This window comes from Geomicrobium sp. JCM 19055 (genome assembly GCF_000698185.1).
In the GTDB taxonomy this organism is placed as follows: Bacteria; Bacillota; Bacilli; order Bacillales; family Marinococcaceae; genus Geomicrobium_A; species Geomicrobium_A sediminis.
The window spans coordinates 29,663-42,391 of the sequence record NZ_BAXL01000006.1 but is presented as its reverse complement, the minus strand read 5'-3'; the positions used below and the strand labels follow the sequence as shown (position 1 = coordinate 42,391).

General features: G+C 41.8%; 13 protein-coding genes and 3 pseudogenes. 1 reads left to right on the top strand and 15 read right to left on the bottom strand.

Going from position 1 to position 12,729, the window contains the following annotated elements; all coding sequences use genetic code 11:
- The first annotated feature begins 15 nt into the window (after nucleotides 1-15).
- A complete protein-coding gene (locus tag JCM19055_RS06640) occupies nucleotides 16-267 on the top strand; it encodes a DUF2627 family protein (protein WP_042359103.1) in 252 nt (83 codons plus the stop codon).
- On the opposite strand, the gene JCM19055_RS06635 is transcribed toward JCM19055_RS06640, so the two are convergent.
- The 15 genes and pseudogenes from JCM19055_RS06635 to nusB form a co-directional block, all read right to left on the bottom strand.
- A complete protein-coding gene (locus tag JCM19055_RS06635) occupies nucleotides 264-1,286 on the bottom strand; it encodes a hypothetical protein (protein WP_042359101.1) in 1,023 nt (340 codons plus the stop codon). The two genes, JCM19055_RS06640 and JCM19055_RS06635, sit on opposite strands and share 4 nt — an antisense overlap.
- 162 nt (nucleotides 1,287-1,448) lie before the next feature.
- Nucleotides 1,449-2,241: pseudogene (gene spo0A / locus JCM19055_RS06630) on the bottom strand (sporulation transcription factor Spo0A).
- A gap of 205 nt (nucleotides 2,242-2,446) precedes the next feature.
- Nucleotides 2,447-3,679 (bottom strand): SpoIVB peptidase, encoded by a 1,233-nt coding sequence (gene spoIVB, locus JCM19055_RS06625; protein ID WP_042359099.1) that lies wholly within the window; start codon nucleotides 3,677-3,679, stop codon nucleotides 2,447-2,449.
- 149 nt (nucleotides 3,680-3,828) lie between these two features.
- Complete coding sequence (locus JCM19055_RS31425; RefSeq protein WP_370543030.1) at nucleotides 3,829-4,536, bottom strand: hypothetical protein; 708 nt, start codon at nucleotides 4,534-4,536, stop codon at nucleotides 3,829-3,831.
- A gap of 19 nt (nucleotides 4,537-4,555) precedes the next feature.
- Nucleotides 4,556-5,548, bottom strand: a complete 993-nt coding sequence (locus tag JCM19055_RS31420) for a DNA repair protein RecN (RefSeq protein ID WP_370543029.1) — start codon at nucleotides 5,546-5,548, stop codon at nucleotides 4,556-4,558.
- Nucleotides 5,549-5,566: 18 nt separating this feature from the next.
- Nucleotides 5,567-6,015: pseudogene (gene ahrC, locus JCM19055_RS06615) on the bottom strand (transcriptional regulator AhrC/ArgR).
- Nucleotides 6,016-6,127: 112 nt separating this feature from the next.
- On the bottom strand, nucleotides 6,128-6,931 hold the full coding sequence (locus JCM19055_RS06610; RefSeq protein ID WP_042359097.1) for a TlyA family RNA methyltransferase: 804 nt from the start codon (nucleotides 6,929-6,931) through the stop codon (nucleotides 6,128-6,130).
- Between the two features lie 2 nt (nucleotides 6,932-6,933).
- Nucleotides 6,934-8,058, bottom strand: a complete 1,125-nt coding sequence (gene dxs, locus JCM19055_RS28815) for a 1-deoxy-D-xylulose-5-phosphate synthase (RefSeq protein WP_265181919.1) — start codon at nucleotides 8,056-8,058, stop codon at nucleotides 6,934-6,936.
- Entirely contained in the window at nucleotides 7,949-8,824 is an 876-nt protein-coding gene (locus tag JCM19055_RS28810; RefSeq protein ID WP_265181903.1) for a 1-deoxy-D-xylulose-5-phosphate synthase N-terminal domain-containing protein, read from the bottom strand. The genes dxs and JCM19055_RS28810 overlap by 110 nt, the downstream gene beginning before the upstream one ends.
- 129 nt (nucleotides 8,825-8,953) lie before the next feature.
- Nucleotides 8,954-9,847 carry a polyprenyl synthetase family protein gene (locus JCM19055_RS06600; protein WP_265181902.1) on the bottom strand — a complete coding sequence of 298 codons (894 nt, stop codon included), beginning with the start codon at nucleotides 9,845-9,847 and terminating at the stop codon, nucleotides 8,954-8,956.
- Nucleotides 9,844-10,095, bottom strand: coding sequence for an exodeoxyribonuclease VII small subunit (xseB, locus tag JCM19055_RS06595; RefSeq protein WP_265181901.1), 252 nt, complete (start codon nucleotides 10,093-10,095; stop codon nucleotides 9,844-9,846). Before xseB ends, JCM19055_RS06600 begins: the two co-directional genes overlap by 4 nt.
- Nucleotides 10,073-11,011, bottom strand: a pseudogene (xseA, locus tag JCM19055_RS06590) (exodeoxyribonuclease VII large subunit); the annotation flags it as partial. The gene xseB and the pseudogene xseA, both read right to left, overlap by 23 nt.
- A gap of 34 nt (nucleotides 11,012-11,045) precedes the next feature.
- Complete coding sequence (locus tag JCM19055_RS31415) at nucleotides 11,046-11,462, bottom strand: exodeoxyribonuclease VII large subunit (protein WP_370543028.1); 417 nt, start codon at nucleotides 11,460-11,462, stop codon at nucleotides 11,046-11,048.
- On the bottom strand, nucleotides 11,449-12,312 hold the full coding sequence (gene folD / locus JCM19055_RS06585) for a bifunctional methylenetetrahydrofolate dehydrogenase/methenyltetrahydrofolate cyclohydrolase FolD (protein ID WP_042359095.1): 864 nt from the start codon (nucleotides 12,310-12,312) through the stop codon (nucleotides 11,449-11,451). Before folD ends, JCM19055_RS31415 begins: the two co-directional genes overlap by 14 nt.
- Entirely contained in the window at nucleotides 12,287-12,721 is a 435-nt protein-coding gene (nusB, locus tag JCM19055_RS06580; protein WP_042359094.1) for a transcription antitermination factor NusB, read from the bottom strand. The genes folD and nusB overlap by 26 nt, the downstream gene beginning before the upstream one ends.
- Nucleotides 12,722-12,729 lie beyond the last annotated feature (8 nt).

Here is a 12,729-nt window from a genome sequence, read left to right as displayed (position 1 = left end):
AAGTAGGTGCCTTTCTTGCGTTTTGTCGCTTTAATTGTTCTGCTCATTCCTGTGTTTTTAGCTGGTGTTGGGATTAAGTGGATGAGAGATGTTATTTTTAATGTTCAACTATTCCCGTTTCCAAATTTAACGTTGCAATTTATTAGCGGGTTACTTTTATTTATACTAGGTCTCGGTTTTATTGGTGGTTTTATTTTTCACCGTGATAAGAAAAACGGAAAAGTTGCCGAGCGTTTCCTGAAAAACAAAGAAGCGACGAATGATTAAATCCATCCGTCTGCTCCTAGCATCGAATGCCTCGTCATCATCCAATGCAACGGATCTTCTTCCAAGCGGCTTCGAAACATCGCAGCCGCTGCTTTGAGATGAAAAACCCTGTTTTTATTCCACGCTTCAACGAGCACATACTGAGCACGCTCTTCTTCTTCAACTTCCCCTAAATAGAACACGGCTCCTTTAGTACGTTTCAAACTGTATGCAATTGCTGAAATAAGGTCAGAGCCGAGATTTATCATTTGGTCACACTCTTTATTTCGTGAGACCCCTTTTGTAAAACATAACTTCCTTTGCTTCTCTAAAACATCTTGAATCATCCCTTGATCCATTTGTGACTCTGTGCCGAATAAGACATCCGGTTTTAGTCCCCGTTTGATTAAATCCTCATAGCTATCATTAATCGCGACAATGTATGGATTTTGCCTTTTCATAAACCGCTTAAGTATGGCAAGGTCTTCATTAAGCTTGCTATAACGTTCAACGATCCAAATCGGGCGATATCCCTGGTCATGACGAACATTTTCATTCGCAAAAAATGCTGCTACTCGCTCAACGTGAGATTTCATCTTATCAATTTCATTAACCATTCGCTTATGGTAGAACTCATTTGCCTTTTTCTCAGCAAGATCATTCAATTGATCGACCATTTCGATATCGTACGCTTTTACACTTGCGACATTTTCCCACTTTCCGATTTGTCGAACGTAAAGCTGCTTACTAACAATACGTAATTTATGATTGTTTTTAAGCTGCTCAATGTTTGTCGGTTGTGACACGTCAAAAACAGGAATGCCGTTGTTTACTAATCGTTCGACACCACTCGTTACTTTTTCACCGGTGTGAGACGTTTTCATATTAATAACTGCTTTCACTTGTCGTGCCAAAAAATCACCGGCTCTTTTTTCAGTGAAATTACGCTCATTAATTATAATAATTGCCCGTTCACGAATGTCGTCTCTTCGGTTCGTCGTTACACAACAAGCAATTCCTTCTAACGTTCCAACTCTCATCACCAAGTCCCCCTCATCTCGCTTCTTACAGTTACTATTCCCGGAATCAAATTGTCAATTCATAGTAGGAATAATTCGGGAGACGAGGCGAATGACGTTTATCGTCAAAAAAAGTTGCATACCAAGAATCTAGTATGCAACTTTCATGAATATTCATGTTCTTTAGCTTACTTTATGTTCAATTCGAAGCTTGTCTGCCACCATCGCGATAAATTCACTGTTAGTCGGTTTAGCTTTAGACATGCTAACCGTATACCCGAAGTAGTGAGAGATTGAATCAATATTCCCTCGACTCCACGCGACTTCAATGGCATGACGAATCGCCCGTTCGACACGACTAGCCGTCGTATTGAATTTCTTGGCAATATCAGGATACAATTCTTTCGTAATTGACCCTAATAATTCGATATCGTTATACACCATCGTAATCGCTTCGCGCATATACATATACCCTTTTATGTGAGCAGGCACGCCGATTTCATGTATGATATTCGTAATGCGTTGGTCCAAATTAACCGTCGGTTGCTTGATCGTCGTATGTGTACGTCCCCCGTGAGACATGCTCATTTGTGGTGAAGCTTGGCCACTAAGGTCGCGGATTTTATCAATGAGGACTTCCATATCAAATGGCTTAAGAATGTAGTAGGACGCGCCTAAGTTTACGGCTTTTTTTCGTTACTTCTTCTTGCCCAAAAGCGGTAAGCATCATAATTTTCGGTCTTTTACTTAATGACTTCTGTTGCAACCTTTCTAGCACAGCGAGCCCATCAAGATAAGGCATAATAATATCTAATATTAAAACATCAGGTTGATGTTCAACAACGGATTCAATACATTCTTGTCCGTTATAACTGACCCCCACAATTTCCATATCTGCTTGGTTGTTCACATATTCCTCAAGCATTTGTACGAGTTCACGATTGTCGTCGGCAATACACACTTTAATTGTATCCAACATTATGCCTCCTCTATGACATCTAATATTCGTTTGGTAGTTGTAAATTTCTCCCTTAAGTGCGATTATCCTTCAAAAATACAGAAAATCAATGATATTTAGTAAATTCCTTTTATATTTTGCAAATAGCTACACGTTTCATGGTAATGCGCATGAAATGACGCTTATTGTCGAATAATCTTATGTAGAATGGAAAGGCTGCTGCTTAGCTAGCCTTTTCTTCAATCTCATCAAGCGTAACGCCTGCTTCTTGAAGCATCCATTCAATATGAGAGCCATACCCAGAAGTTGAATCATTTACGAATACGTGAGTAACTGCCCCTATTAATTTGCCGTTTTGAATTATTGGGCTACCACTCATGCCTTGAACAATTCCACCTGTACGTTCTAGTAACTCTTCATCGGTAATTCGGATAATCATTCCTTTTGTTGCAGCGTGCTTTTGTGGTGATGATCGAATGATCTCAATATCAAACTCTTCTACTTGCTCATTTTCTACGACCGTTAATATTTTTGCAGGTCCTTCTACTACTTCTTCGGCATAGCCGACAGGTACAGCTTGTTGACCTTCATTCGTTAAATCATGATAATCGTGCAACAATCCGTAAATACCAAAAGCATTGTTTTTCGTAATCGTACCGAGGACATCATTCGTCGTCGTTAACGAAGCTTGTTTTTCACCAGGGATACCATTCTTTCCTTTTGAAATTGAGCGAACAGAAGAACGAACGATTTCACCTTCATGGATCGCTACAGGCTCTTTCGTATCAATATCTGAAATCACATGACCGAGTGCACCGTATCGTCCTGTAACAGGTTCATAGAACGTCATCGTTCCAACTCCTGCTGCTGAATCACGAATGTACATGCCTAACTGTTTATGGCCTTCTGATGCTTCCATCGCTCGATCGATCGTTTTCGTTATAACTTTACCATTTCGAATGAGTTCTACTTGAATTGATGTCGCTGGGTCTGGATTACGTAAAATTGACGTCACTTCTCTCATATCTTCAACTGGTTGCTCATTTAACTTTACGATGATATCTCCTTTTTTGATGCCTGCAGCTTCCGCAGGTGAAGATTCACCTTCCCCAGTTTCAATAAGGTGAAAACCAACGACGAGAACACCTTTTGCGCTTAATCGTACTCCAATTGACTGCCCCCCTGGCACGACGTCAATGTGAGGCCGATCAAGCTTTGTGATTTTCTTTATTGGTACGGTCCCAGCAGAGACCGTAACTGCTTCTTCATCTTCCCCTTGTACAGCGAAGCTTGCAGGAATCGTTTCCTCAATCTCAAGCTCTGCTTCACCTGTAGATACAGAAACGACTTCATCCGGCAGTTCCGTCCATTGTTGAACAGGTTCTATAAATAAAACAGCAACAAGTGCTATTAAAAGTAGGGTACCTACTGTTTTTCTTACCCAATCATTCAACACATCGTCTCACACTCCTTACTCCCGCGTACGTTTTGTACGTACTTATAATGTTGCCGTGACGAGACGTTATATAACTGCCAAACAACAAAAAAACCGACCTTTATTGGTCGGTTTTACAAAAAGAAAAGTTGTTCACGTTATGAATAAACCTAGGATACCGAATTTGTGCGCGCAAACTGCAACAATTCTTCAGCACTTTCCTTCGTTTTCTTCGTAACTTCTGCACCAGATAACATTCTGGCAATTTCATTGACACGTGAACGATTGTTAAGCTCTGTCACAGATGTTGAAACACGCCCTTCATCTTCTTGCTTTTGAATGTAAAGATGCGTTGTTGCTAAGGCAGCAACTTGAGGCAAATGTGTAATACAGAGCACTTGTGATTGTGAAGAGATTGCATAAATCTTTTCGCCAATTGCTTGAGCAACTCGACCACTCACACCCGTATCAACTTCATCAAATATGAGGGACGTTCGCTCGCTTTGATTCGTAAGAATACGCTTTAACGCAAGCATAATCCTTGAAATCTCACCACCAGAAGCAACTTTCGCTAATGACTTTTCTGGTTCCCCTGGATTTGGTGATAAATAAAACTCTAAACGCTCGGCTCCATCTTCTGAAAGTACAACTTCTTGATCATCGGCTTGAACCGTCAAGCCTCGTGAATGATTTTTGCATTGAACTGAAAATGTCGTTTTTTCCATATACAAATCTTGAAGTTCTTTCTCGATCGCAGAAGATAATTGTGCAGCTGCATCTTTGCGCTTCGTTGATAATTCTTTCGCTAAATGTACCGCTTGAATACCAACTTCCTTTAAACGCGTCTCATACTGAGAAATTCGTTCGTCAAGATGCATAAGTTCTTGTGATTCATCCTCAATGTTTTTTTGCGTATTCTATGACGTCTTGCAATGTTGAACCGTATTTACGCTTTAGTTGGTTTAATTCATCAAGACGAATTGTGATTTCATTGAGTCGTTCAGGATCAAAGTCGAGCTGCTCCAAATGATCTCGAAGGGCAAACGTCACTTCTTCTAATAAGTAAAAATTCGAAGAAAGTGACTCATCGAGTTCACTTAATTCTTTGTCGATTGCAGCGGCTTCATTAAGAGAAATCATCGCTTCTCGGATACTCTCAAGCCCACTACTCTCGCCGTATAAAGATTCAAATGCCTGTTGTAATTGAGAAAAAAGCTTCTCCATATTCGCCAATTTAAAACGCTCTCGTTCCAATTCTTCATCTTCAGATCCATTGACGTTCGCGTTTTGAATTTCTTCTAACTGGTACTGAATTAAATCGAGTCGCTGGACATTTTCCCGATCATTATCTCGTAGTCGCTTTAAATCCGCTTGAATCTCTTGCAACTCGCGAAATGATTGTTGATAGTGATCCTTCGTCGCTTGTAAATCGCCTCCGGCATACGTATCAATCATGTGACTATGCTTGTCCATTTGTAACAGCTCTTGATGTTCATGTTGACCGTGAATGTCAATTAGCGTCTGACCAACGGCTCGTTGCATTGTAAGTGTCACAAGCTGACCATTCACTCGACACGTACTTTTGCCCTTATCATTAATCTCTCGCTTGATAATGACCATTTCATCTTCGATTGAAATACCGGCTTCATCTAATATGTCGATAACTGGATGGTGCTTTGTCACTCGAAACAGCCCTTCAATTTCGGCTTTTTGACTACCATATCGGACGAAGTCTACAGATGAACGTCCACCTGCTAACAAACCTAATGCATCTATAATAATCGATTTACCAGCACCCGTTTCTCCTGTTAATACGGTCAGTCCAGTCGAAAAAGACAAAGAAAGTTCATCGATAATCGCAAAATTACGGATCGTCAACTCCTCAATCATGACTACACCTACTTCCTTTTACAACATCTCTAAAAACTTGGATGAGACGACAGGTGCTTGTTCGGGATCTTTGCAGATCATTAAGATCGTATCGTCCCCGCAAACGGTCCCCATAATCTCGTCCCAATCTAAATGATCAATAAGGGAACCAATCGCTTGCGCATTCCCAGGTAACGTCTTCATGATAATGAAATGACTCGCTTGGTCGATGCTGACAAACTATCGAACAAATTCCGGCGTAGCTTCTGTTCTGGGTTAAATCGTTGGTCTGCTGGTAAGCTATATTTGTAATGCCCCTCAAGCGTTGGCACTTTTACAAGATGCAATTCTTTAATGTCTCTTGAAACGGTCGCTTGTGTAACGTTAAAGCCCGCTGCTTTTAATTCATCCACAAGTTCCTCTTGCGTATCAATTGGTTTTGTATTTATTAACTCTCTAATTTTAACGTGTCGTTGTCCTTTAGTCACGATTGCCTTCCTCCTTGACACAAGAAAGTACAAGTTGCACCTTCATGTTTGACTTTCATTGATGATTATACCGATTTTTGTATAATTAAACAACAATCGTCAACAATGAACATCATTTATGCGCATCTTGTACTACTTGAATGATCAATTGATCAGTTATTTGGTTAGAAGTTGGCACTTTAGACAGGTAAAGCAAGAATTCTACATTCCCACCTGCACCTGTAATCGGAGAGACGTCTAGACCTTTCGCATAGAGTTGATTCGAAAAAGCAAAATCAATTACTTCTTGAATAACACGTTTATGGATTTTCGCATCACGAACAATCCCCTTCTTACCAACCTCTTCACGACCAGCTTCAAATTGTGGCTTAATGAGAACGACGGCTTGACCGGTCTCTTTTAGAATGCGCGCCATCGGCTGAAAAATATGTTTTAGCGAGATAAACGAAACATCACAAACCGCAAAATCAGGTTGGCCACTCGTGAAATTCTCCGCATCCGCATACCGAAAGTTCATTCGTTCCATTACATGCACCCGCTCATCAGAACGGAGCTTCCAATGAAGCTGATTATATCCTACATCAACGGCATAGACTTCTTTTGCACCATTTTGTAAAGCGCAGTCGGTAAATCCACCCGTTGATGCTCCAACATCTAATATTAATTGATCGGTTAGATCAAGATTAAATGATTGGATGGCTTTTTCTAGTTTTAGTCCACCACGACTTACGTATGCACACTCTTCGCCTTTTACATAAAGCGTCGTTGACGTGTCCATTTTCGTGCCGGGCTTATCAATTCGTTCAAAATCAGAATAAACGAGACCAGCCATAATTGACCGTCTCGCTTTTTCCCGTGTATCGACGAGTCCTCGTTCGACGAGTAGTACGTCTACACGTTCTTTTTTATTCGCCATGGTTACGCTCTTTTCATTTTGCTAGGGATTAACTGTTTCAATTCATTAATCACTTCAGAAGTCGTTAACCCAAGCTCTTCATAGATTAAACCGACGCTACCGTGCTCAATGTATCGATCTGGAATTCCCATTCGCTTCACTGGCATCGATGCAAGTTGCTCGTCATGTAAAAACTCAAGCACAGCACTTCCAAAGCCTCCAAGTAAAGCTGCTTCTTCAATCGTTAAAATCGGTAAGCCTTCTTCCCCAATTTCACGGAGTTGCTTTTCATCAAGCGGCTTTGCAGAGTTTGCATTCACAACACGTACAGAAACACCATTTTGTTCCATGTACTCTGCTGCTTCTTCTGCTAATGGAAGCATTGTTCCGAAAGCTAAAATGACAGCATCGCTACCTTCTTTAACGACTGGCCATTGTCCAACCGGTACAGCTTGTAACTCTTCGTCCATATGAACACCATATCCATTACCACGAGGGTAACGAACAGCCATTGGACCATCATCGTTCTTATACGCCGTGTAGATCATATGTTGCAATTCATTTTCGTCTTTTGGCATTAGAATCTTCATGTTCGGGAGATGGCGCATATAGTTAATATCAAATACACCTTGATGTGTCTCTCCGTCACCACCAACAAGACCTGAGCGATCAATTCCGAAAATGACATTTAAATTCTGTCTACATACATCGTGTACGAGCTGATCATAGCCCCGTTGTAAAAACGTAGAGTACACACCAAACACCGGTTTTAACCCTTGTGTTGCAATACCTGCAGCCATCGTCGTTGCATGCTGTTCAGCAATTCCTACGTCAAACATACGGTCAGGGAATTTGCTCGCAAATCGGTCTAATTTCGTACCACCTGGCATGGCTGCTGTAATTGCAACAACACGCTCGTCTGTTTCTGCAATCTTTGCGACCGTATCGCTAAATACTGCACTATAAGCTGGAGGTCCTGACTTCTTTTGCATATCTCCAGATTCAATTGCGTACGGACCAGGTCCATGCCACGCACCACTAGCGTCGAGTTCCGCTGGTTCGTAGCCTTTTCCTTTTTTTCGTGAGAACGTGCAAAATGACGGGCCCTTTCGTCTTCTTTGCGTATTGAATATGGCGATGAAGGTCATCAAAGTCATGACCATCAATTGGTCCATAATACGTAAAGCCCATTTCTTCAAAGAACATTCCCTTTGATAGCAAGTACTTTAAACTATCTTTAAGACGCTCTGCAGTAGACGAGATTGGACCACCAAGTGCTGGAATCTTCTTGATTAAGTACTCCAAGTCTTCTTTCGTACGCTTGTATCCACCATTTGAACGGAGTCGTCCTAGAATGTTGTGAAGCGCACCGACATTAGGAGCAATGGACATTTCATTGTCGTTAAGAACGACTGTCAAATCGACTTGCTCATGACCGATATGGTTAAGCGCCTCAAGCGCCATTCCACCAGTTAACGCTCCATCACCGATGACAGGAACGACATGGAACTGTTCTTTTTTCAGATCACGTGCAAGTGCCATTCCCATTGCAGCGGAAAGTGATGTTGAACTATGACCAGCTTCCCAAACGTCATGCTCACTTTCAGTCATTTTTGGGTACCCGCATAAGCCTTGGTACTGCTTTAGCGTATCAAAACGATCGGCTCTACCCGTTAAAATCTTATGAACGTATGCTTGATGACCGACATCAAACAGAAATTTATCCTTTGGACTTTCATACATTTTATGGAGCATTAACGTCAGTTCGACAACTCCAAGGTTAGGACCTAAGTGTCCACCAGTAACGGATAATTTGTTCACGAGAAATGAGCGAATTTCAGTTGCAAGTTCTTTTAATTGTTTCGTCGAATAACTTCTTAAAAACTCGGGATCTTGAATGGCTTCTAAATTCATGCCTTATCCCCACTTTCTTTATAAAATCAGCGATGATTTGTTAGTATTCTTCAATCCTTAACAATCCATGTGTTGTCCTTTATTGTACTTTTTCTTAATCGAAAAAGCCAACGAAAAGAGTTTACACGTTTATCGGTCACGTTTTGCAACGTAATGAAGAATTTGTAATAGATCATCTGCCTCAATCGACAACCGCTCTAGCGCATCTTCTGCAGTGGTGATATGTTGATTGAGTTTCTCTTTCGCACCTTCTAGTGTTAACAAGCTCGGATACGTACTCTTTTTATTGGACGTGTCACTACCCGTCGGCTTACCGATCAGTGCTTCGTCACCTTCAATGTCCAAAATATCATCTTTAATTTGGAAAGCAAGACCTAAATGTTTCGCAAATGTTCGAAGATATTCAAGGTCTCTTTCTGGTGCTTGACCGATCACTCCCCCAGCTTCCACCGCAAATTCTAGGAGTGCACCAGTTTTGTGGCGATGAATCCATTCAAGCTCTAGAAGAGTTAATGAGCGGTCTTCCCCCTCAATATCTTCCACTTGGCCGCCAACCATTCCACGAGCTCCACTCGCTTCAGATAAGCGCTTCGTGAGCCATAATAAGTCACGAGGAGTCATTTCATCTTCAGCGATTGAACTAATGAGTGCAAAGCTTTCCGTTAAAAGAGCGTCTCCTGCTAGAATCGCAAACGCCTCACCATACACGCGATGGTTCGTTGGTTTGCCTCTACGATAATCATCATCATCCATACTCGGCAAGTCGTCATGGATAAGTGAATAGGTGTGGATCATTTCAAGTGCTGCTCCAACGTTATATGCCGCTTGTGATACATTGCCATAACTTTTTGCAGTGGCCACAAGCAGAATTGGTCGAATCCTCTTTCCGCCTGCGTTTAACGAATAAAGCATCGCTTCTTTAATTTGTTTTGGGCAATCCATACTTTCGATGTGATCAATCATCGTTTTCGTTATAACAGGCACATGTTCCTGTAGTAAGCGCTCAACCGCAGTATTGGTCACGTGCGATCCTCCTCACTCATTTGAAAAGCCTCTACTTCCCCATCTTCGTTAACGATTTGGTCCATTTTCTTTTCAACATTTTGAAGTTGCTCATGACATTGTTTTGACAGTGTCATGCCTTGTTGGTACATATCAATCGCTTTTTCAAGCGGGACATCGCCTGCTTCTAATTGATTAATAATCTCTTCAAGAGACGTCATTGCTTGTTCAAATGTAAGCTTCTCATCATTGGTTGTTTGATTCGTCACGGTGTTCTACTCCTTTCAACATCCCATCTGGGTTGTTTCGTATTTCTTTGACAACACCTTCGATCTGTCCGTCTTGCACATGAACGGTAATCGAGTCGCCAACACTCACATCGGTTGCTTTCGTTACGAGTTCTTCGTTAGAATACGTCGCTGAATATCCGCGCTTGAGCGTACCTAACGGATTAAGAATCGTTAACTTTGCAATCAGTTGATCATATCGATTTGCTTTGTCAGAGTACTGATGGTTTAAAGCACGGTGCAGTTTGTCATCTAAGCGTTGTAACGCTTCTGACTTCTGTTGATACAACTCATATGGGTTTACCCGCTTGAGGCGATTAAGTAACTGTTCTTCGTGCTGTTTACGTTCTGTTACAAGTCGCTTCGTTGCCCGATTTAACTGCTCTAACGAACGATCAAGCTCTTGTTCTTTCTGACGTAGCAGTTGCGCAGGATATTTAAAGGCATACGAAGATTGAAAACGACGTAACCGATCTCTTTTACTAACGATTTGTTGGTCTGTGGCTTTTTGTAACCGTCGATGGTTAACGAGTAATTTATCATTCCACTCTTGTAAAGAAGGAACGGCTAGCTCAGCAGCTGCTGTCGGCGTAGCGGCACGAACGTCCGCCACAAAATCGTGCAATGTCACATCGGTTTCATGGCCAACGGCTGAGATAATTGGCGTGTTTAATGAATGTGTTGTCTTCACTAGCTCTTCATCATTAAATGCCCAAAGCTCCTCGATGGAACCTCCTCCACGACCAGCGATTATAACGTCTGCTTGACTTTGGTCTGCTTGTCTTAACGCACGGATAATGGATGGAACCGCATTAGGTCCTTGAACAGCAACAGGATAAAGTGTAATAGAAGCAATTGGATAGCGGCGTTTGATCGTCGTGTAAATGTCCCGAATAACTGCGCCTGTTTTCGAAGTGACAACAGCAACTTCTTTAGGAAAACGAGGTAACGGCTTTTTTTAACATGGGATCAAAATAGCCTTCTCGCTCCAACTTACCTTTTAATTGTTCATAAGCAAGATAAAGTTGACCAATTCCATCTGGCTCCATCTGCTTTACATACAACTGATACTGACCATACGGTTCATACACAGATATATTGCCAGAAATGAACACTTTCATGCCATTTTCTGGTTGAAAACGTAAAGCGCGATTATTCCCTGCAAACATAACAGCAGAAATTCGCGCTCGATCGTCTTTTAACGTGAAGTACATATGCCCACGACTATGATGTTTAAAGTTTGAAATCTCACCGTAAATGAATACGCGCTCCAATGAAGGGCTCGTTTCAAGTAACGTCTTGATTTGTCTAGTAACTTGTGAGACGGATTGATGCTTATGTTCTGTCATTACAGCGACCCAACCTTTTAGCTGCAAGCACAGTGTTGTGTAGAAGCATCGTGATTGTCATTGGGCCGACACCACCTGGTACGGGTGTAATCCAGCCAGCAATTTCTTTCGCTTCATCGAATTGCACATCACCGATTAACTTTCCGTCAACACGGTTAACACCAACATCAATGACACATGCTCCTGGTTTAATTCCTTCAACACCGATCATTTGTGGTCTACCTACAGCTGCAATAAGAATATCTGCATCTAGTGTATGTTTGTACAAGTCTTTCGTTTTTGAATGGCAATACGTGACCGTTGCGTTTTCATTGAGCAAAAGCTGCCCTACAGGCTTACCTACAAGGTTACTTCTTCCAACAACAACTGCATGTTTGCCTTCAATTTCAACACCTGTTAACTTGAGCATTTCAATAATACCAAGGGGTGTGCAGGGCACGAACCCTTCGCCGCCAGAAAGAAGTTGTCCGACATTTTCAGGATGAAAACCGTCAACATCTTTATGAGGGGAAATCTCATCGAGTACGACAGTCTCATCGATGTGTTTAGGTAACGGTAACTGCACGAGAATACCATGTACAGAGGAGTCTTCGTTTAGCGTACGAATTTCTTCCACGAGCTCGGCTTCTGTAAATGTCTCCGGGTGTCTTTTAACGACAGACGTAATGCCGGCTTGTTCACATGCCCGCTCTTTGCCTTTAACATAACTATGAGACGCGGGATCGTCTCCAATAAGAATTACTGTCAAAGAAGGTGTTGTTCCTTGTTCAACCAATTGCTCAACTTCTTCCTTAATACGAGATCTTGTTGTTTTAGCTATCTCTTTACCGTCGATCAGGTTCGCTGTCATTTTGACTTCCCGCCTCTTTTGGATAGTTCTTTAAGATCGTCGCAAGCACTCCGTTTACGAATCGGCCTGCTTCTTCCTCACCGAATGCTTTCGCAGTGTTAATCGCTTCGTTTAGCGTTACGTGAGGTGGAATGTCATCACGATGCATCAATTCGTACACTGCTAAGCGAAGCACAGCGAAGTCGACATTGTTTAATCTTTCAACTGTCCAATGCTGAAGCTGTTCTTTGATTTGTGCATCAATGACGTCAAGGTTATCTAACGTGCCTGGAATCACGTCGTCTAAATACTCATCACTGATTTCATCTTCATCAAGCGCAAACCGGAGAGCTTCCTTCCAGTTTACGCCTGTCATTTCAACTTGAAAAAGAGCTTGTACAGCTCGAACTCTTGCCCATCTACGATTCATGCTTTACT

What these genes read in the sequence shown, in the direction of transcription:
- JCM19055_RS31420 (WP_370543029.1), bottom strand. Translation starts at nt 5,548, where the DNA reads ATGATTGAGGAGTTGACGATCCGTAATTTTGCGATTATCGATGAACTT.
- JCM19055_RS31415 (WP_370543028.1), bottom strand. Translation starts at nt 11,462, where the DNA reads ATGACAGAACATAAGCATCAATCCGTCTCACAAGTTACTAGACAAATC.
- dxs (WP_265181919.1), bottom strand. Translation starts at nt 8,058, where the DNA reads ATGACCTTCATCGCCATATTCAATACGCAAAGAAGACGAAAGGGCCCG.
- JCM19055_RS31425 (WP_370543030.1), bottom strand. Translation starts at nt 4,536, where the DNA reads ATGCATCTTGACGAACGAATTTCTCAGTATGAGACGCGTTTAAAGGAA.
- JCM19055_RS06635 (WP_042359101.1), bottom strand. Translation starts at nt 1,286, where the DNA reads ATGAGAGTTGGAACGTTAGAAGGAATTGCTTGTTGTGTAACGACGAAC.
- folD (WP_042359095.1), bottom strand. Translation starts at nt 12,312, where the DNA reads ATGACAGCGAACCTGATCGACGGTAAAGAGATAGCTAAAACAACAAGA.
- JCM19055_RS06610 (WP_042359097.1), bottom strand. Translation starts at nt 6,931, where the DNA reads ATGGCGAATAAAAAAGAACGTGTAGACGTACTACTCGTCGAACGAGGA.
- JCM19055_RS28810 (WP_265181903.1), bottom strand. Translation starts at nt 8,824, where the DNA reads ATGAATTTAGAAGCCATTCAAGATCCCGAGTTTTTAAGAAGTTATTCG.
- nusB (WP_042359094.1), bottom strand. Translation starts at nt 12,721, where the DNA reads ATGAATCGTAGATGGGCAAGAGTTCGAGCTGTACAAGCTCTTTTTCAA.